We start from the raw sequence: 18,772 nt of genomic DNA on the forward strand, positions 1-18,772 counted from the left end.
TGATCGCCGCGCCCCGGAAAGGACACCTCGCATGAGTATCGGAGCAGGCATCGCCCTCTTCGCCATCGGCGCGATCCTCGCGTTCGCGGTGAACGTCGAAGTCGAGTGGGTGAATCTCGACATGATCGGCTACATCCTCATGGGTGCCGGAGCCGTCATCTTCATCGTCGGCATCGTTCTGCTGGCCCGCCGCCGCCGGTCGGACTCCGTCACGCACACGGCGGTCGACCCGACCGTCAACGAGCGTGTGACCCGCCAGAGCACGAGCACGACGGACGACGCAGCCGGACTCTGACGGACACGCCTGACCGCGGGCGCGATGGCGCGCCCGCGGTCAGTGCTGTCCGGCCCCCGCGCCGGGTGGGACTGGCTCCAGCTGTGCCCGGAGGCCCTCTATCCCGTGAAGCTCGACAGCGGCGCCCAGGCGCTCGGTGTGGTCCGACCGAACGGACTCCCATCGCTCGCGCGACATGACATAGCGATTGTGAACGACGGCGGCGCCTTCACGGGCCACGTGGAACGCGCCATCCCGGTCGTAACCCACACGCTTGGAGACCGCGTTCGAGGCACCGTTGTCTACGAACGCCCCCGACATCGCCTCGCGCGCATCGAGCCCCTCGAAGGCCAGGTGCAGCGCCAGCATCCGCATCCGGGTGCCGATGCCGCGTCCCTGGTGGGCGCGGCCGAGCCACGATCCCGTCGTGACGCTCCGCAGCACCGGCCAGTCCTGAGCGGTGAGCCCCTGGATCCCCACGGGCACCCCGCCGTGCAGGACGGCCAGTTCGAGGACGAAGGCCTCCGGCGAGATCCGATTGCGGATTCCCCATTGGTAGGCGAGCACGCTGCGCGCGATCTCGTCCGCCGAGCCACGCGACCACGGGTGCTCGAACGGCATCGCCTCGGGATCATGGATGCCGCGCCCGGCCAGGTCGGCGAGCTCGAGCAGGAGGTCGTCATCGATCCAGCGCAGCTCGAGGTCGCCGGCACTCACGCGAACGGCGGACGCGGGCCAGAGACGGGTGAGGATGTCGGGGTGCGGCATCCCGGAAGTCTGCCAGACGGCGCCTCCTATGATCGGCCGGCATCCCTCCCGGCCCCCTGGAGTGGGTCTCCTCCCGTGCAGCCGGTGACGCATCCACGCAGTATCGACGCGTCTCGGCCCCGGGCGCTTGCGTGGAGTACCGGCCCCGCGGCGTGTTCAGCGGACGGATGCCGGCGAGCGCCCGCGGTACGCCTTGCGGAATCCGCCGACGGCGTCGAGCACGGTGGCACCCACGATGATGTATGGAATGATCCGAAGGAACACCTCCAGCAGCGGCATCACGTCGGCGAACACCTCGCGGAATTGCGCGCTGAGCAACTGATCGGTCACCACGAGCATCACCGCCGGCACGGCGAACGCAAGATTGAGCAGGACGTTGACCCACGCCAGGGCCCAGGTCCAGCGGCCGACCGCGTACAGCGTGAGGGCGAACGCCATCTCGAGTACTGCGAGAACGATGAACCAGGGGAGCCAGAACGACCACAGGGCCGGATCAAGCAGCGGAATCGCTGTGCCACCCGCCGATTCGACGACCCAGATGTTCTGCTGCCACACGATCAGACCAATGATCAGCAGGTAGGCCAGAAGGGCGAAGATCGTCTCACCCAGCCCCACCCGTGCCATCGGCAGCTCGGGAAGGTCCGCGGGATTCCATGTGGTCGGCGTCCGCCGCCGGCCCCCCGACATCCGGTCGATCACCGCGAAGGCGACCGTCATCCAGAACGCTACCTGCACCGCCACCGTGACGGCGACCGTGAGCGCGGAGAGCAGCGCCCTCCAGAGGTCCGTCCCGGCCATCGCCTCCACGAGCAGCAGAGCGCCGAAGACACTCGGCGTCACCGCGGACAGAACGATGATCAGGATGCGGCGGTAGTCGAAGAAGTAGGCAGGGCCGATCAGGTACCCCGGTCGCCCGGACGCCTCGGCGGCACGACGATCGGGGTCGCCGAGGTCGGTGATCGCGGCCGTCTCAGCGGTTCGCGCGTCCGCACCGGCCGCACGTCTGCCCGCGACGTTCGCCGCAACGTCTGCACGCAGCTGTTCGCCGACGTCCTTCCGGCGGTCATGCGGAACCCCGCGGGTCACCGCCCACACGTAACGGTCGGTCAGCGTGTCCATGACGCCCTCCTTCCACGCCGCCGCAGAGACGTCGACGCTCACAAGCTAGTGCGGGGACCGTCGCGGTGACAGAGTCTTTGGACCCACGACGATCGTTCACCCAGAGCCCGCGCCGCGGTTGCCAGGGTCTTCCTGGCTCGACGCGGCGCAGCCCGCCGGGCCGTCACGAGGACGGCCATTCGGCGAGGACGCTCCGCGCCCTGCCCGCCACGGTGTTGAGCAGCCGCTCTGCCGCCGCCACGTCGCTCGCCGGAAGGTCGCGCCAGATCGGCGCCGCCGCCGAGTCGACCCTGGCGCGGAGATCATCGAGCAGGGTTTGCCCCGCCGGGGAGAGACGATTGCCGGTGATGAGCCCCCGGGCGGTGAGCGAAGCCACGATCCGCTCGGCGTCGGCGGAATGCGCGCGATCGGCGATGAACCCGACCAATTCGGCCCGGCCGTCGTTCTGGCCGGCAAGGCGGAGGGTGACCCATTGCTGTTCGGTGAGGCCGGTGCTGTCGAGGACGCGGGCGAGCACGGCGCCGAGGGCCTTTTCCGTCTCGCCCAGCAGCTGTGGTCCGAAAGGCGTCATGAGTGCTCCTCTTTCGTTGGGTTTCCCAACGATATCCATTGTTGGCCATTCCAACAACCCCTATGCTGGATCGCGTGCTGACTCGAGTCGTCGACCTGCCCACCTGGCTGCTCAGCCGAGCGAACGCGCGCGCGCAGGAGCTCCTGCAGCGCGCCTTCGCACCCTTCGAGCTGCGGCCCGTGCACTACCGCACGCTGGCGGTGCTCGACGAGCACGGGGGAGTGAGTCAGGTCGAGATCGGTCGCCATCTCGATCTCGACCGCAAGGACGTCGCTGTCGCACTGGACAACCTGTCGGCCCATCAGCTGGTCCGACGTGAGCCGGATCCGGCAGACGGGCGCCGCAACATCGTCAACGTGACCGATGCGGGCCGAGAACTCCTGCCGCGGCTGGAGGAAGCACTGGCAGCTGCACAGCGGGACGTCGTCGCGCCGCTGTCCGGCGAAGAGGGGGAGAGGCTGGTCGCGCTACTCAGGAAGCTGCAGCCCTCTGCGAGGTAGTCGCCGCCCGGGTCGCAGGCGACCTCGCAGACCCCGCAACAGGGGCGACCACGTCGAGCGATGCTGTGGTGGAAGCTCGCGGTTCTCACGCGCTGCTGGCTCAGCTTCGACGGAGCGGATGCGCTGCTCGCCGCGATGATGCAGCAGCCGGCATCCTCCGGTATGTTGCCCAGTTGCCTAGATGTTGCTCGCCAGCCAGGAGATTCGAGGGGAGCGGTGGACGGTACCCGTGTCCGATCTATGTGCGAATTCCGCACGTAGGATCTGTTCAAGCTGACATAATGTGCATTATCGGCACATGAAGGAAGTCCAGCCCATTGCGCCCCTTCCGGCCCGGCACTAGAGATAGGCCATGACAGAAACCCCTTCCGGCGCCCGGCCGCTGCCGGAGACCACCGACCGCGCCGAGTGGCAGAGCCGACTCGATGACCTGCTTGTAAAAGAAAAGGCGCACACGCGCGCCGGTGACGAACTCGCTGCAGAACGTCGCCGGCTGCCGATGGTCGAGGTCGATCCGACGACGCCGGTGATCGGCGCCGATGGTCCGATCCCGCTCATCGAGGTCTTCGAGGGGCGTTCCCAGCTGATCGCGTACTTCCACATGTGGCATGACGGGAAGCCTGCGGCCCGGCAGTGTGTCGGGTGCACGTTCTCGACCAGCCACATGAACGAGTTGTCGTATCTGAACTCGCGCGACATCACTTACGCGACGTTCTGCGAGGGCCCCTACGAGGCGAGCTCGCGCTACCGGGACTTCATGGGCTGGACGATGCCCTGGTACGCCGTGCCCGTGGAGTCGCTCGACCAATTGGTCGCCGGGCGGGATTTCGGGATGCTGGTCTGCTACCTGCGCGACGGCGACCGCGTCTACGAGACGTACTGGACGACCGGTCGCGGCAACGAGCGCATGGCACCGTCATACGCGCTGATGGACCTCACCGTGTACGGCAGGCAGGAGTTCTGGGAGGACTCCCCCGCCGGCTGGCCGAAGCAGTTCGACACACGCGGACAGCAGATGAGTCTCAAGGGCCGTCCGACGGCGCAGTGGCCCCGTATCCGCGCCGGCCACGGCGACGATCTCGGCGAGGCGGCGGAGAGCTCCCCGGAGCACGCTCATCACCACTGACATCCGGTGGCCGATGCCCGAGGACCATCCGCCGCCGAGGTCCCGCTCAGACCACCCAGGCACCGTCCCGCATGAGGACGCGTCCGGCCAGCTCGTTCGACTCGCGCCACGCCTGGATGCGCGTCGGTCGCAGGACGAGGAACACGTATCCGGCGAGTCCGCGCGGATCCCAGTCGGCCTGTGCCGCGTACGCGCCGCCCAGCGACTCGTCGTCGACACCCGCCGACCGCTCGAGTACGGCGTCGATCATCGCGACGTCGCGGGTGGGTCCGATCGCCAGGCGAGCTATCCCTGATACCGCGATGTTGCGGGCCGTCACCGAACGCTCCTCGAGCGCGATGACCGCACGGTCGTCGATCCACGCGAGCGACAGCGGAACGAGGTGCGCCGCCGCGTCCGGCGACGCGGTCGCCACCCAGACATCGGCTGCCGGCGCTGTCAGCGCGGTGAGCAGATCGACCTTGCGGGTCGCGCGGTCACGGGGTTCAGGCATCCATGGCTCCCTTGGTTCGGCGCGTGCCAGTCTGTCAGACGGCGACGCGCGATTGGCACCCGAGAGAACGATTTCCTAGGCTCGGACCATGCTGGAGTCGCTCACCGGGTTCGTCGTGGTGGGCGTGGCGATCCTCGTCGGGTGGATCCTGGGCCGCATCGACCTCCTCGGCGAGCACGCGCGGCCGGTGCTCGCGCGGCTGACGTTCTTCGTGCTCTCGCCTTTCCTGCTGTTCGTCGTGCTGGCGCAGGCGGATGTGAAGACCCTCTTCTCGGCGCTGCTGCCCGTGTCGGCGATCGCCGCCGTGGCGGTGATCCTCGCGCACGCCTTCATTGCGCGCATCGCCTGGCGGCGCTCGGTCGGCGAGACCGTGATCGGCGCACTGAGCGCCGGCCAGGTGAACTCCAACAACATCGGCATCCCGCTGTCGCTGTACCTGCTCGGCAGCGCCGCATATCCGGCGCCGGTGATCCTGATGCAGCTCCTCGTGTTCACCCCCATCACGATGGCGATCCTGGATGCCGTCACCACCGCCCGCGCGTCGCTGTGGCGCGCCATCGCGCGCGTAGCCACGAACCCGATCGTGCTCGGCTCCGTGCTCGGCACCCTCGTCTCGGTCTCGGGCATCGAGCTGCCGCCGATCGTGATGGAGCCCACGGTGCTCATCGCGAACGCGTGCGTGCCGATCCTCCTGATCGCCTACGGCATCTCGCTGCACGGGCAGCGCGTGCTGGCGCCCTCGGGCCGCCGGCGCGACATCGTGCTCGCCAGCACCCTGAAGCTCGTGGCGATGCCGGTCATCGCCTGGGCCGTGGCGGAGTTCGTCTTCGGCCTCTCCGCGCACGACGTACTGGTGGTCACGGTGCTCGCCGCCCTGCCGACAGCGCAGAACGTGTTCAACTACTCGCAGCGCTACGACGTGGGCGAGACGATCTCGCGCGACACCGTCTTCCTGACGACGATCGGCTGCGTCCCCGTCCTCATTCTCGTGACGCTGCTGCTGGGTTAGCGTGCGCTGATCGCCGGATCAGGGGCGGACGATCTCGTGCAGGGTTCCCACCACGAGCCGCACCCCGCCCTCGTGCCGGAGCACGGTGAACAGCGTGTGCGTGCAGGTGCGGCAGCGCACGATGGCCGCCGCCTCATCGATCTCGACGATCGCCTCGGCGACCGGGGCGCCTTCCCGACATCCGCCGCATACCGCGATCAGAGCCGTGACGTCGGCCTCGAACACATCCCACAGCAGCCCTGCGGCCGCATTGCCGTCGACCGTGCTGGTCGCGATCTCCGCGCGCATCACGCACCTCCGAAACGTTCGGTCCTGATCCGGGCAGGCGGATGCCCCAGCCCGACGAGCGCGTCCGCGACGTGCTCGACGAAACCCGTCGGGCCGCACACGTAGACGATCGGCTCCCGACCCGGCTCCCACGTGGCGGCACGGAGCACGTCATCGTCGACACGTCCCACGCGTCCCTGCCAGCCGCCGGGTGCGCCGCGCGTGTACCTCCAGGTGAGGGCCACTCCCCCGTTGCTCGCCTGGCGCTCCAGCTCGTCGCGATATATCGCGTCTTCCGCCGTGCGCACCGAATACAGGAGCCGGACAGATGCCGCGGCTCGGGCATCCGTCGCCGCCCGTACGATCGCCATCAGCGGCACGATGCCCGAGCCGCCCGCGATCAGCTGCACCGGCTCCGCTCCCCCGGGCCGCCAGACGAAGTAGCCGCCGAGCGGACCCTTGACTTCGAGCTCGTCGCCGGGCAGCACGTCGCGCACGAGGTAGGGCGACACCTCTCCGTCGGGGATCTCGTCCACGGCGAGCTCGATGGTCTCGCCGGGTCCGTACGAGCCGATCGAGTACGACCGCACGGCCTGATAGCCGTCCTCGGCCGTGAGCCGGATGTCGACATGCTGTCCGGCCTCGTTCCCGGGCCAACCGGGAACCTGGAGATGCAGCAGGCGCGCGGACGGCGTCGTACCGACGGCCTCGACCACACGAGCCGGCTGCCAGCCTCCCACCGTCACCAATATCGCTCCTCGGTCCAGGGGTCACCGTGCATGTTGTAGCCGTTCTGCTCCCAGAAGCCGGGTTCGTCGTCGTCCATCAGTGTGAGTCCGCGCACCCATTTCGCGCTCTTCCAGAAGTAGAGGTGCGGCACGAGCAGTCGCGCCGGGCCGCCGTGCTCGGGGTCGAGCGGTTCGCCGTCGAACTCGAACGCGACCCACGCCCGGCCCTCGCGCAGCTCGTCGAGCGGGATGTTCGTCGTGTAGCCGCCGTACGAGTGCGCCATGGCGTAGGCCGCATCCGTCTCGACCTCGTCGAGGAGGGTGTCCAGCGACACGCCCCGCCACGACGTGCCGAGCTTCGACCAGCGCGTGACGCAGTGGATGTCGGTGTCGACGTCCTCGATGGGCAGCGCCTGGAACTCCTCCCACGTCCAGCAGGTCTCCGCGCCTCCCTCGGTGCGGATGCCGAACCGCCACTCCCCCAGGTCGATACGGGGCGTGGGCCCCGCCGACAGCACCGGGAAGTCCTCGGTCAGGTACTGGCCGGGCGGCAGTCGCGGATCGCTTTCGCGACGCCGTGCTCCGAAACCCCTCGACACGACGGCCATCGAAACCCTCCTCCTGCGCTCCGAACGGACGCGCATGATCACGGATACGCTCCGCTCACGGTAGCGCGGTGCGGCCCGTCGGGGCGATGGGCATCCGGCAACACACGTTCACGGTCGCCTGCATGTTCGACAAGGGGTCTAAGCTTTAGCCGCACCACGTACAGGGAACTCTCAGAAAGGCGCCCATGTCCACTGCATCCGAAGCCGAGAAGTCGGCCGTCAACGGGATCCGCACGGCGCTCGGCGTCGGCGGCGTCCTCGCACTCATCGTCGGCATCCTGATCCTGGTCTGGCCGGGAAAGACCGCCGCCGTGGTCACCGTCATCATCGCGATCTACGCGATCGCCGCCGGGCTCGTCTACGCCGGTCTCGGGATCTTCTCGAAGACGAAGGGCGGGTGGGCGCGTGTCGGCCACATCGCCCTCGGCATCCTGTTCATCATCGCCGGCGTCGTGGCGCTGTTCAACATCGGTCAGACGACCGCGTGGCTCGCGCTGTTCCTCGGCATCCTCATCGGAATCATGTGGATCGTCGAAGGCATCGTCGCGCTGTCGACACTCGGTGACGCCGCCTCGAAGGGCTGGTCGATCTTCTTCGCCATCCTGAGCATCATCGCGGGCATCATCGTGCTGTTCTCGCCGATCTGGGGCGTCATCGTGCTCTGGTGGATTCTGGGCATCTCGCTCATCGTCCTCGGCATCATCAACATCGTCCGCGCTTTCACCTTCAAGGGCGACATCTGATCCGAGCCCGATCAGACGCCGGCCCCGGGAGCGATCGCTCCCGGGGCCGGCGTCTTCTGTACGACCTTGGTCAGTCGACCGGCAGATGCCGGCGCCACCAGTCGAGCACAGCGTCGAAACGCTCGATGCGGTGGCGCGGCCGTCCTGAGCGCGTGAGCTCGTGGTTCTCGCCGGGGAACACCAGCAGCTCGGCTTCGGTGCCCTGGCGCTTGAGCGCCGAGTAGTACCGTGTCGCCTGCTCGAGCGGGCAGCGGAAGTCGAGTTCCGAGTGCATCACGAGCGTCGGCGTCTTCACCTGGCCGACGACCGCCATCGGGCTCTGTCGCGCGATGTCGTCGGCCGAGATCCCGACGTACTCGTCGCCGAAGAACGAGCCGATGTCGCTCGTCCCCTGGAATGACAGCGGCTCGAGGAAGCCGCGCTCCACGATCGCGCCGGCGAAGCGGTGGTCGTGCGCGATGACCCAGGCGGTGAGGTAGCCGCCGTACGAGCCGCCCATCACGCCGACCCGCTCGCCGTCCAGACGTGCGTCGTCGGCGATGGCTCCGTCGAGGAAGTCGATGACGTCGGCGAAGTCGACGGTGCCCATCTGCTGGCGGATGCTGCGACCGTGCGCTCGTCCATAGCCCGCCGAGCCGCGGGGGTTCGAGTAGACCACCGCATAGCCGGCATCCACGAGCACCTGCGTCTCGTCGAACAGGTGCACCCCATACGACGCGAACGGTCCGCCGTGGATCTGCAGGATGACCGGGAACGGTCCTTCGCCCTCGGGTGCGGCGATCCAGCCGTGCACCGGGTAGCCATCGCGACCCGCCACGGTCAGCTCGCGCGGAAGAGCGATGCCGGATGCCGCGGCAGGCGCTCCGAACGCGGTCAAGGTGCGGGCGGCGCCGGCCTCGACGAGCACGAGCTCGCCGAACGAGTCGGGGCGCACCACGGCGGCGACGACGTGGTCACCTGCGGCGGCGTGACCGGTCACTTCGACGTCGCCGCCGAGGACCTCGGAGAGGGCGCCGTCGCGGCCGACGCGGATCAGCCGCACGCGGCCACGTGTGCGGTCCTGCACCAGGAATCCGTCGCCGACCGCCGTGATGTGGCTGCCGGCCTCACCGAGGTCGATCGTCTCGGCATCCGTGATCCGGACCGGACCGCCCTCTTCCAGCAGCCACAGGCCGACAGCCGGTGCGACGAAGTCGACGCCGTCGCCGACCTCGTTGGCGAGCAGTGCGATGGTGCCGTCGTCGGCGACATCCAGCCCCGATAGCGAGAGACCGGCGTCGGCTGACAGCAGCTCACGCTCACCCGAGCCGTCGACGGAGATCGCCAGGAGGCGGTTGCGCAGGTCGCGGCGGTCCGCCTCGATGTCGTCGGGGACGGTCAGCACCTCGCGGCCGTCGGCGGTGAACGCCAGACCGCCGTGGGACGCCGCGCCTTCGGTCAGTGCACGCGCCTCTGCGGCCACCACGATCTGCTTCGGCGGCGTCGCATCGTCGGGGCGCACGGCCGCGGCGGGCTCGTAGAACGGCTCGGAATCCGGCTCCGGGGCCGCGATCACGAAGACGTGCGCGGGCCGGTCGCCGATGTAGCCGAGACCGTTCGCGTGCCAGCGGATGCCCGTGATGTGACGCGGCGCCTCGGCCGCGGCATCCAGCCCCTCCACGCTGCCGTAGCGGCCCTTCTCGGGCACGCGCGCGAGGTAGGCGATCGTGGCGCCGTCGGGCGACCACGCGAAGTCCTCGACGCCGAGCGTCGCGTCGGTGGCCTGCACCGGCTCGCCGCCGCCCGCCGCCACGACGTGGACCTGCGCCTTGCCCTTGGCGTCGGCGCGCACGAAGGCGATGCGGGAGTCGTCGGGCGAGAGCTTCGGAGAGCCGTCGGCGACGCCGCGCGTGAGGCGGCGCGGGGCGCCGTCGGGAAGGTCGACGCGCCAGAGCTGGCCGACGGCCCGGTTCGCGGCGATGTCGGGGCGCGAGGACGCGAAGACGGCGAACGAGCCGTCAGCGGCGATCTCGGGGCGTCCGACGGAGACGAGGGTCTCGATGTCCTGAGCCCGCATCGATCACTCCGTCCCGAACGACGAGACGTCGCCGACCAGACGCGTGTTGTCGGCGGGCACCGGCTCGAGCGCGGCGAGGGCGACCTCGGCCGCGAACTCGGAGACGTTGTAGAGCTTGCCGGCGTCTTCGCGGCGGGCGGCGATCGCGCCCGGGTTCGCACGCTCGAGCAGTGTTGCGGTGATGGTGCCCTCGATCATGTCGCCCGAGACGACCACGAACTCGACACCGCGCTCGGTCAGCGCAGGGATCCGCTCGCGCAGCGCGTCCTCGCCGGCGCGCTTGGAGAGGGCGACCGGCTCGTACTCGGGCATCGTCGGCGTCGTCCGGATGAAGTGGGCCTGGTGGCTCGTGACGAACACGACCCGCGAGCCTTCACCGAGAAGCGGCAGGGCGGTCTCGAGCACGCTCACCTGCGCGTCGCGGTTGAGCAGCAGCGCGTAGTCCTCGGCCATGCCGGACTCCATGCCGCCCGAAGCGTTGAGCACGAGGACGTCGAGTGCTCCGAACGTGCGGGCGACCTCGTCGAACATCGCCTGGACGGATGCCGGGTCGGTGAGATCCGCGCCGACGACGAGGACCTGCACCCCGAGTTCACGCAGCTGGGTCGCGAGTTTCTCGGCCCTCGGAGCCTTGTTGCGGTAGTTGATGACGACGTTCGCGCCGGCCTGTGCGAGGTAGCGCGCGGTGTCGGCGCCGATGCCGCGCGACGAGCCCGTCACGAGTGCGGTCTTGCCGCTCAGGGAACTCTCGGGAAGCGGGGTGGATGTCTCAGTCACGTGTAGACCCTACCTGCTAGGTTCGAGCTGAGGAGGCGCACCGTGGAGCTCATCGAGACCGTCGAGCAGTGGGCGTGGATCGGCTGGCTGGTGCTGATCCTGGTGTTCCTCGTGATCGAGATGCTCACTCTCGATTTCACCTTCCTGATGCTCAGCATCGGCGGTCTGGCCGGTCTGATGACGGACCTGCTGGGCGCCCCGATCTGGCTTCAGGTGATCATCGCCGCCGCCGTCGCCGCGATCCTCGTGCTGGTCCTGCGGCCACCCTTGCTGCGCCGCCTGCGGCGCGGCGAAGATCCGACGCCCTCCAACGTCGACGCCCTCATCGGGCTGCGCGGCACCGTCGTCTCGTCGGTGGGCGCCCACGCCGGGCAGGTCAAGCTCGCCAACGGCGACATCTGGACCGCCCGGACCGAATCCGGCGACCTCGACCCGGGCACGCCGGTGCGCGTGAGCCGCATCGACGGCGCGACCGCGGTGGTCCGCTCCGACTTCCCCACTCCCCTGCCCCCGGCATCTGAGGACCCGCTCGCATGAACGACATCAGCTCGGCCATCCCGACCGCGATCGGCTGGATCCTCGCGATCGCGGTCTTCATCTTCGTGCTGGTCGTGATATTCCGCTCGATCCGCATCATCCCGCAGGCCAATGCCGGCATCGTCGAGCGTCTTGGCCGCTACCACAAGACCCTCATGCCGGGCCTGAACCTGCTGGTCCCCTTCATCGACCGGCTGCGTCCGCTCATCGACATGCGCGAGCAGGTCGTCTCATTCCCGCCGCAGCCCGTGATCACCGAGGACAACCTGGTGGTGTCGATCGACACGGTCGTGTACTTCCAGGTCACCGACGCGCGTGCCGCCACGTACGAGATCGCGAACTACCTCGGTGCGGTCGAGCAGCTGACGACGACCACCCTCCGCAACGTGGTCGGCGGGCTGAACCTCGAAGAGGCACTCACCAGCCGCGACAACATCAACGGTCAGCTGCGCGTGGTGCTCGACGAGGCCACCGGCAAGTGGGGCATCCGCGTCTCCCGTGTCGAGCTGAAGGCCATCGACCCGCCGCACTCGATCCAGGACTCGATGGAGAAGCAGATGCGTGCCGAGCGCGAGCGTCGCGCGACGATCCTGACCGCCGAGGGCTCGAAGCAGTCTCAGATCCTCGAGGCGGAGGGCCGTCGGCAGGCCGAGATCCTCAAGGCCGAAGGCGACAAACAGGCCGCGGTGCTGCGGGCGCAGGGCGAGGCCGAGGCGATCCAGACCGTGTTCGACGCGATCCACTCCGGCAACCCCGACGACAAGCTGCTGGCGTACCAGTATCTGCAGACGCTCCCCAAGATCGCCGACAGCGCATCGAGCAAGCTCTGGATCATCCCGAGCGAGTTCACCGAGGCGCTCAAAGGTCTGACCGGCTCGTTCGCCGGTGTGATGACGGATGCCGCGGCCAAGGGTCGCGCGCAGAGCACGGGCACCGCCTCAGGCGGCTCCGCACTGGGCGGCCCGCCGCCCGCAGTCACCCCGCCCACCCCGTGACCCACCCGTGGTTCAGCGGCGTCGCGACGCCGCGCATCCTCGCGCACCGCGGGCTCGTGACATCGGATGCCGCCCGCGGCGGCATGGTGGAGAACTCCTTCGCCGCGGTGGCCGCTGCCCACTCCGCCGGGGCGCACTACGTCGAGTCGGACTGCCACCTCACTGCGGACGGCGTGGTGGTGCTGTTCCACGACGACGACCTGTCGCGCGTCACCGGTGACCCTCGCAAGGTCGCCGACGTCCCCGTGCGCGAACTCGAAGACCTCATGAAAGGTCGCGGCGGGCTCATCACGCTCGCCCAGGCGCTGGACGCGTTCCCGGCGACGAGGTTCAACCTCGACGTGAAGGCGACGGCTGCCGCGTCCGCCGTCGGCAGGACGGTCGCGTCCTTCGGCGATCGCGTGCTGCTGACCAGCTTCTCCGACGCGCGGCGGCGTGCCGCCCTCGATGCCGCCGCGGCGATGGGCCGAGGCGTTCGCCCTGCGACGTCTGCGGGCCGCAGCACCATCGGGCGCGTGCTGACCGCCGTGGCGTCACGGTCGGACCGGCTGCTGGCCCGGGCGCTGGCGGGCATCGACGCCCTGCAGGTGCCCGAACGTCAGGGGCGCCTCCGCATCGTCACGCCTCGACTCGTCGCCGCCGCGCACCGGCACGATGTCGAGGTCCACGTATGGACGGTGAACGAGCCCGACGACATGAGGCGTCTCGTCTCGATGGGCGTCGACGGCATCGTCACCGATCGCGCCGACGTCGCGCTCTCCGCACTGACATAGCACGCCCATGTGACCGACCGCGAGTCCCGCTGTGCATCCACTGTGAAAGGTCGATGAACAGGGCTCCTTCGGATGATCCGCACAGGTCACTTCGTTATACCTGTACAGCGACGAGAGGACCACAAAATGGCAGACCGCAGTCTGCGCGGCATCCGACTCGGCGCCCAGAGCCTACAGAGCGAAGAGGGCGTCGTGTTCCATGAGCGCGCACAACACATCTACACGTGCACGTCGTGTGGACGTGACACGACTTTGACCTTCGCGGTTGACGCCGAGGTTCCGCCCGCCTGGGAGTGCCGCACGTGCGGTGCCGAGGCGCTGCTGCGGGTGGGCGACGGCACCGCGACCGTCGATCACTCGGGCGACAAGACCCCGCGCAGCCACTGGGACATGCTCCTGGAGCGCCGCACCCTTCCGGAGCTCGAAGAGCTTCTGGAGGAGCGTCTCGCCTACATCCGCGCCCGCCGCGGAGCCGGTGAGAGCGTCACGGCGGACAAGCTCAGCGCCTGACCCGCATCCGCGCGACGCCGGCCCTACGGGGCCGGCGTTTTCGCGTTCCCCGGGCGCAGGCGGCCGAGCACGCCCAGGCAGACGAGGGCGATCACTCCGCCCCATACGAGCAGCAGCTGGATCGCACCCCCGAAGGTGACAGCGGGCGTGAGCCCGGTGCGCAGCGGCACGTCCTCCAGCATGTGGCCGGCGGTGTCCGCGGGGATCCCGGCGATCTCCGACCCGTCGGGGGCGATGATCTGGCTCGTCCCGACCGTCGAGATGTTGACGACCGAGCGTCCCGTCTCGACTGCGCGCATGCGGGCGAAGGCGAGCTGCTGGAGATTCTCGTCGGTGCCGCGGAAGTCCGCGTTGTTCGTCTGGAACATGTAGATCTCGGCGCCGTCCTGCGCGCCGTCCCAGATCACGTCGTCGTAGATGACGTCGAAGCAGATCGCCAGGCCGACGCCGACGCCGTCCACGTCGAAGAACGGGCGGGAGCCGCCCTGCGTGTACTGCCGCTGCACCAGATCGATGAGATCCGGCGCGAACAGCCGGTAGAGCCAGCGATCGGGGACGTATTCGCCGAACGGCACGGGATGCCGCTTGTCGTACACGTCGACCGGATTCTCGGCATCCTGCTCCCACAGCAGGGATGAGTTGAAGTACTCGTCACCGCGCTGCGTGACCGCCGCGACGACGAGTGGCGCATCGAGCCGACCCGCCAGCGCATCCAGCGTCGCGGCGGTGCTCGCATTCGCTGTCGGATCGGAGTCGACGCCGCCCTCCGGCCACAGCAGCACGTCGAGATCCTCGCCGAACAGCGGAGCCGTGGCCTGCAGCTGGGCGTTCAGCACGTCGTTCCGGCCGCGCTCGTCGAAGTAGCCCGCCGGTCCGTTGCCCTGGACCGCCCCGACGCGCATGGTGCCGGCGTCCGTCGTAGGGAACTGCGGCAGCGCGAACAGCAGGATCGCGACGACGGCGACAGGGAGAGCCGTGCGGAGGTCGCGGTACCGGCGCATCCGCGCCCACTCGACCGCACTCGCGCACACCATGACGACGAAGAACGACAGCCCCGCGACGCCCACCCAGGACGCGACGCTCGCAAGCGGGCTGTCGGCCTGCGAGATGCCGACACGGCCCCACGGGAACCCTCCGTACGGCCACGTGCCGAGCAGCTGCTCACGCAGCACCCACAGGGCGGCCACGATCGCGGGGAGGGCCACCAGGCGCGCCCAGGCGCCCGTCCGCACGCGCGGGAGCCACCGGTAGGCCAGCGCGATCGGCACGGCCGTCACCGCCGTGAGGAGCGCCTCGAGGGTCGCAAGAGCGATCCACGGGACAGGGCCGAGATACCGCGCGGTGAACGACACGTTCACCAGGAAGAACGCCAGTCCGAAGACCAGCCCGACCAGGACGGCGCCCCAGACCCGCCGGCCGATGAGGCTGATCAGTGTCAGCGGGATCGCCACGAACACCATCGGCCACCACGCCAGCGCCGGGAAGGCCGTCGTGAGGGCGAGTCCGCCGACGGCCGCCGCGATGACCGCCGCCCACAGGGGCAGGAGCGGGCGCGGCAGCGGTGGGCGGGACGGCGCGTCGGGTGGCACGGAATCCACCCTAGGCGAGCCGGACGACGATGCTCTTCGGCCGCGGGGTCAGACGGCCGAATAGGCGACGATGCCGCGGCGGACGGCATCCAGCGCCTTGCGGGCGGTGCCGGCTATCGGCTGGTCGGCGACGATCGACAGCTGGTCGAGCAGGTCGATCGTCTGCTTCGCCCAGCGGACGAAGTCGCCCGCCGCCATATCGGCCTCGGTCAGCACGCGATCGAGCATGCCGCCGCGCGCCCACGTGTGCATCGCCTGCGCCAGGCCCGCAGAGACGGGCTCGGATCCTGGGAGCCGGTGCTCGCGCTCGAGATCGTCGAGTTCCTGCCACAGCGACGTCGTCGCCTCGAAGGCGGACCGGAACGCTCCGCGCGGCAGTCCGCGCTCCCCCGGCCCGGCGTCGTCGCGGCGCGGCTCGTAGACCAGCGAGCAGGCGAGAGCGGCGAGGGACGCGGCATCCAGGTCCTTCCAGATCCCGCGGCGCAGCGACTCGGCGACCAGCAGGTCGCGCTCCCCGTAGATGCGCCGCATCGTACGTCCGGCAGGAGTGAGCGTCGTGACTCCGTCGTCGGCGATCGCCACGTATTCGAGTGCCCCCAGCACGTCGACGACGCGGTCGAAGATCCGCGCCACTGTTCCGGTGCGGGTGTCGATCTGGCGCCGCATCTTGTCGATCTCGCGCTTGAGCTTCCAGTAGCGCTCGGCCCAGCGGGCGTGGTGCTCGCGGTCGGGGCACTGATGACACGGATGCCGCTGCATGCGCTTGCGCAGACTCGAGATCTGGCGCTGCCGCTCGTCGCGCGTGCGCCGCGCGGCGCTGACATCCTTGCGGTTCACCTTCTCGAGATCGCTCAGCTCGCGGCGGATGCCCGAGTACTCCGCGAAGTCGCCCCGGTCGCACGTCATCGCCTTCTCGTATCCCGCGAGCGATTCCTCCTGCTCGCGGACCTGGCGGGCAAGGCCCACCACCGCGCGGTCCGCCTGGAACTGGGCGAACGACGACTCGAGGATCTCGCGCGCCCGCGCCCGGCCGAACTGGTCGATGAGGTTGACGGCCATGTTGTAGGTCGGTCGGAAGCTGGAGTTCAGCGGATACGTGCGCCGCGACGCCAGGGCGGCGACCGCCTGCGGGTCGAGCGCCTCGGTCCACTGGATCACGGCGTGGCCCTCGACGTCGATGCCGCGACGCCCCGCCCGCCCGGTGAGTTGCGTGTACTCCCCCGACGTGATCGCGACGCGCGCCTCGCCGTTGAACTTCTCGAGCTTCTCGAGGACCACGGTGCGGGCGGGCATGTTGATGCCGAGTGCGAGGGTCTCGGTCGCGAACACCACCTTCACGAGCTTGCGCTGGAAGAGCTCCTCGACCACCTCTTTGAAGGCCGGCAGCAGACCCGCATGGTGGGAGGCGACACCCCGCTCGAGGTTCTCGCGCCACTCCCAGAAGCCCAGGACGGCGAGATCCTCCTCGAGAAGGGTGCGGGTGCGCTCTTCGATCACGGCGCGGATCTCGCGTCGTTCCTCGTGCGACGTCAGGCGCACGCCGGCACGCCGGACCTGCTGCACGGCTGCGTCGCAGCCCACGCGGCTGAAGATGAAGAAGATCGCCGGCAGCAGGTTCGCCCGCGACAGCAGCTCGACGACGTCCGGGCGATCGAGGCGCTCGATGCGCTGCACGTTCGCCGAGCGCACCGGTCGCGTCCCGCCCCGGCTCGGACGACGGCGGGATGCCTCGTACCCGCCGCCCGCGTAGTGAGCGCGTTCACCGCGGTCGCCGCTGCGCAGCTGCTGCGCGCGCCTGTTGTTCTCGAAGTTCGGCCCCTTGAACGACCGGATGCGCATGAGCTCCTGGTTGACCTGCGCCGTCGCGATGCCGGCGCGGTCGTCGAACAGGGGCAGGAGGTCCCCCCGCACCAGCACGTGCTGTTCGAGGGGCACCGGGCGGGTCTCGGAGACGATCACCTCGGTGTCGCCGCGCACGGTGTCGAGCCAGTCGCCGAACTCCTCGGCGTTCGACACCGTCGCCGACAGCGACACCAGTCGCACGCTGGGCGCGAGGTGGATGATGACCTCTTCCCACACGGCGCCACGGAACCGGTCGGCGAGGTAGTGCACCTCGTCCATCACCACGTACCGGAGGCCGCGCAGCGCCGGAGAGTCGGCATAGAGCATGTTGCGCAGCACCTCGGTCGTCATGACGACGATGCGCGCGTTGCCGTTGATGTTCGTGTCGCCGGTGAGAAGACCGACCTCATCGGCGCCGTAGACGTCCTGGAGCTCCCGGAACTTCTGGTTCGACAGCGCCTTCATCGGCGTCGTGTAGAACGCCTTGTCGCCGGGCGTCTGCATCGCCAGATGCACGGCGAACTCGCCGACGATCGTCTTGCCCGCGCCGGTGGGCGCGGCGACCAGGACGCTCCGGCCGTCCTCGAGCGAGCGGCATCCCTCGATCTGGAATGGGTCGAGGGTGAATCGCTGGGACGCCGCGAACGCGGCGGTGAGGGGGTGGGTGCGATCGAGCCGAGCGGTCTCGCTCGCTCGTGCATAGCGCTCGGCAGGAGCGGGGTCGCTCACGGCGCCTCGGGCGGGAGGAGCGTGGCCGCGCGCTTCGCCTTGCGGCGGTCGAAGAGCATGGACAGCCCGACCGCGGCGAAGTACAGCACGCACAGGATCCCCGCGAGAAGCAGCATCGAGGTGACATCGGCGGCGGGAGTCGCCGCGGCGGCGAAGACGGTGATGATGATGATCGCGACGCGCCAGCCCTTGAGGATGTCGCGGCCCGACACCACGCCCGCGAGGTTGAGGGCGACGAGGAACACCGGAGTCACGAAGGACACGCCGATCACGAGCAGCAGCTTGAAGACGAAGTCGTAATACGTGGCGTAGTCGTAGAACTGCGCGATGCCCTGGTCGTTCGGCACGAAGTTCGACATCAGCACGACCATGTGCGGCATGATCAGCCAGCCGACGTAGAGGCCCGCCATGAAGAGCGGGATCGCCGCGGCCAGGAAGCCGACGGTGTACTGGACCTCCTTGCGCGTGAGCCCGGGCATGATGAACGCCCAGATCTGCCACAGCCACACCGGCGCCGAGATGAGAAGGCCGATCGCAAAGGCGATGCGCATGTGCAGATCGAAGCCGCTCGAGACGGTCGTGAAGTTCAGGGCGATGTACTGGTCGCCCCGCTCCCCCGCGATCTCCACGATCGGCTGCGAGAGCAGATCGATCACCCAGCCGCTGATGAGGAACGCGACCACCATGCCGACGACGAGACCGGCCGCCGCGATGAAGAATCGCTTCCGCAGCTCGCGCAGATGCCCGCCGAGGGACAT

21 protein-coding genes are annotated in these 18,772 nt (G+C 69.2%); 9 read left to right on the forward strand and 12 right to left on the reverse strand.

Translation table 11 applies throughout. The features are described 5' to 3' along the window. Positions 1-31 precede the first annotated feature (31 nt). The gene (locus tag MRBLWS13_RS03105; protein ID WP_349427597.1) at positions 32-295 is read left to right on the forward strand and encodes a DUF6458 family protein; all 264 of its coding nucleotides are present in this window, start codon (positions 32-34) and stop codon (positions 293-295) included. A gap of 39 nt (positions 296-334) precedes the next feature. On the opposite strand, the gene MRBLWS13_RS03110 is transcribed toward MRBLWS13_RS03105, so the two are convergent. From MRBLWS13_RS03110 to MRBLWS13_RS03120, 3 genes are all read right to left on the reverse strand, one after another. Continuing rightward, entirely contained in the window at positions 335-1,042 is a 708-nt protein-coding gene (locus MRBLWS13_RS03110; protein WP_349427598.1) for a GNAT family protein, read from the reverse strand. 156 nt (positions 1,043-1,198) lie between these two features. Further along, on the reverse strand, positions 1,199-2,161 hold the full coding sequence (locus tag MRBLWS13_RS03115; protein WP_349427599.1) for a hypothetical protein: 963 nt from the start codon (positions 2,159-2,161) through the stop codon (positions 1,199-1,201). A 163-nt stretch (positions 2,162-2,324) separates the two neighbouring features. Then, positions 2,325-2,732 carry a hypothetical protein gene (locus MRBLWS13_RS03120; protein WP_349427600.1) on the reverse strand — a complete coding sequence of 136 codons (408 nt, stop codon included), beginning with the start codon at positions 2,730-2,732 and terminating at the stop codon, positions 2,325-2,327. A gap of 74 nt (positions 2,733-2,806) precedes the next feature. Between MRBLWS13_RS03120 and MRBLWS13_RS03125 the strand changes: the two genes are divergently transcribed. Then, a complete protein-coding gene (locus MRBLWS13_RS03125; protein WP_349427601.1) occupies positions 2,807-3,232 on the forward strand; it encodes a MarR family transcriptional regulator in 426 nt (141 codons plus the stop codon). A 352-nt stretch (positions 3,233-3,584) separates the two neighbouring features. Further along, on the forward strand, positions 3,585-4,358 hold the full coding sequence (locus tag MRBLWS13_RS03130; RefSeq protein ID WP_349427602.1) for a DUF899 family protein: 774 nt from the start codon (positions 3,585-3,587) through the stop codon (positions 4,356-4,358). Positions 4,359-4,404: 46 nt separating this feature from the next. On the opposite strand, the gene MRBLWS13_RS03135 is transcribed toward MRBLWS13_RS03130, so the two are convergent. Continuing rightward, a complete protein-coding gene (locus MRBLWS13_RS03135; protein WP_349427603.1) occupies positions 4,405-4,851 on the reverse strand; it encodes a pyridoxamine 5'-phosphate oxidase family protein in 447 nt (148 codons plus the stop codon). An 88-nt stretch (positions 4,852-4,939) separates the two neighbouring features. Between MRBLWS13_RS03135 and MRBLWS13_RS03140 the strand changes: the two genes are divergently transcribed. Then, positions 4,940-5,860 (forward strand): AEC family transporter, encoded by a 921-nt coding sequence (locus MRBLWS13_RS03140; RefSeq protein WP_349427604.1) that lies wholly within the window; start codon positions 4,940-4,942, stop codon positions 5,858-5,860. An 18-nt stretch (positions 5,861-5,878) separates the two neighbouring features. Here the strand turns inward: MRBLWS13_RS03140 and MRBLWS13_RS03145 are convergent, their stop codons facing one another. Genes MRBLWS13_RS03145 through MRBLWS13_RS03155 form a run of 3 tightly spaced genes read right to left on the reverse strand, consistent with a single transcriptional unit; the run spans position 5,879 to position 7,463 of the window. Further along, positions 5,879-6,148 (reverse strand): DUF6510 family protein, encoded by a 270-nt coding sequence (locus MRBLWS13_RS03145; RefSeq protein WP_349427605.1) that lies wholly within the window; start codon positions 6,146-6,148, stop codon positions 5,879-5,881. Beyond that, positions 6,148-6,873, reverse strand: a complete 726-nt coding sequence (locus MRBLWS13_RS03150; RefSeq protein WP_349427606.1) for a ferredoxin reductase — start codon at positions 6,871-6,873, stop codon at positions 6,148-6,150. Before MRBLWS13_RS03150 ends, MRBLWS13_RS03145 begins: the two co-directional genes overlap by 1 nt. Further along, positions 6,870-7,463: a sulfite oxidase-like oxidoreductase gene (locus MRBLWS13_RS03155; protein ID WP_349427607.1), complete on the reverse strand. Its 594-nt coding sequence runs from the start codon at positions 7,461-7,463 to the stop codon at positions 6,870-6,872. Before MRBLWS13_RS03155 ends, MRBLWS13_RS03150 begins: the two co-directional genes overlap by 4 nt. 185 nt (positions 7,464-7,648) lie before the next feature. Between MRBLWS13_RS03155 and MRBLWS13_RS03160 the strand changes: the two genes are divergently transcribed. Then, entirely contained in the window at positions 7,649-8,206 is a 558-nt protein-coding gene (locus MRBLWS13_RS03160; RefSeq protein WP_194415527.1) for a DUF308 domain-containing protein, read from the forward strand. Between the two features lie 70 nt (positions 8,207-8,276). Here the strand turns inward: MRBLWS13_RS03160 and MRBLWS13_RS03165 are convergent, their stop codons facing one another. Beyond that, on the reverse strand, positions 8,277-10,262 hold the full coding sequence (locus MRBLWS13_RS03165; protein ID WP_349427608.1) for a S9 family peptidase: 1,986 nt from the start codon (positions 10,260-10,262) through the stop codon (positions 8,277-8,279). 3 nt (positions 10,263-10,265) lie between these two features. Then, positions 10,266-11,039 carry an SDR family oxidoreductase gene (locus MRBLWS13_RS03170; protein ID WP_349427609.1) on the reverse strand — a complete coding sequence of 258 codons (774 nt, stop codon included), beginning with the start codon at positions 11,037-11,039 and terminating at the stop codon, positions 10,266-10,268. A gap of 42 nt (positions 11,040-11,081) precedes the next feature. On the opposite strand from MRBLWS13_RS03170, the gene MRBLWS13_RS03175 reads away from it, so the two are divergent. The 4 genes from MRBLWS13_RS03175 to MRBLWS13_RS03190 all read left to right on the forward strand — a co-directional run bounded on the left by MRBLWS13_RS03175 (position 11,082) and on the right by MRBLWS13_RS03190 (position 13,854). After that, the gene (locus MRBLWS13_RS03175; protein WP_349427610.1) at positions 11,082-11,576 is read left to right on the forward strand and encodes an NfeD family protein; all 495 of its coding nucleotides are present in this window, start codon (positions 11,082-11,084) and stop codon (positions 11,574-11,576) included. After that, positions 11,573-12,571: an SPFH domain-containing protein gene (locus MRBLWS13_RS03180; RefSeq protein ID WP_349427611.1), complete on the forward strand. Its 999-nt coding sequence runs from the start codon at positions 11,573-11,575 to the stop codon at positions 12,569-12,571. The genes MRBLWS13_RS03175 and MRBLWS13_RS03180 overlap by 4 nt, the downstream gene beginning before the upstream one ends. Continuing rightward, positions 12,568-13,344, forward strand: coding sequence for a glycerophosphodiester phosphodiesterase family protein (locus MRBLWS13_RS03185; RefSeq protein ID WP_349427612.1), 777 nt, complete (start codon positions 12,568-12,570; stop codon positions 13,342-13,344). Before MRBLWS13_RS03180 ends, MRBLWS13_RS03185 begins: the two co-directional genes overlap by 4 nt. Before the next feature lie 126 nt (positions 13,345-13,470). Then, positions 13,471-13,854 (forward strand): RNA polymerase-binding protein RbpA, encoded by a 384-nt coding sequence (locus MRBLWS13_RS03190; protein WP_349427613.1) that lies wholly within the window; start codon positions 13,471-13,473, stop codon positions 13,852-13,854. A gap of 23 nt (positions 13,855-13,877) precedes the next feature. On the opposite strand, the gene lnt is transcribed toward MRBLWS13_RS03190, so the two are convergent. From lnt to tatC, 3 genes are read right to left on the reverse strand one after another with little or no spacing between them, the layout of a single operon-like run. Further along, positions 13,878-15,443 carry an apolipoprotein N-acyltransferase gene (gene lnt, locus MRBLWS13_RS03195; protein WP_349427614.1) on the reverse strand — a complete coding sequence of 522 codons (1,566 nt, stop codon included), beginning with the start codon at positions 15,441-15,443 and terminating at the stop codon, positions 13,878-13,880. 48 nt (positions 15,444-15,491) lie between these two features. Further along, positions 15,492-18,014, reverse strand: coding sequence for a DEAD/DEAH box helicase (locus MRBLWS13_RS03200; RefSeq protein ID WP_349427615.1), 2,523 nt, complete (start codon positions 18,012-18,014; stop codon positions 15,492-15,494). After that, complete coding sequence (tatC, locus tag MRBLWS13_RS03205) at positions 18,011-18,772, reverse strand: twin-arginine translocase subunit TatC (protein ID WP_308867689.1); 762 nt, start codon at positions 18,770-18,772, stop codon at positions 18,011-18,013. The genes MRBLWS13_RS03200 and tatC overlap by 4 nt, the downstream gene beginning before the upstream one ends.

This window comes from Microbacterium sp. LWS13-1.2 (assembly GCF_040144835.1).
Classification (GTDB): Bacteria; Actinomycetota; Actinomycetes; order Actinomycetales; family Microbacteriaceae; genus Microbacterium.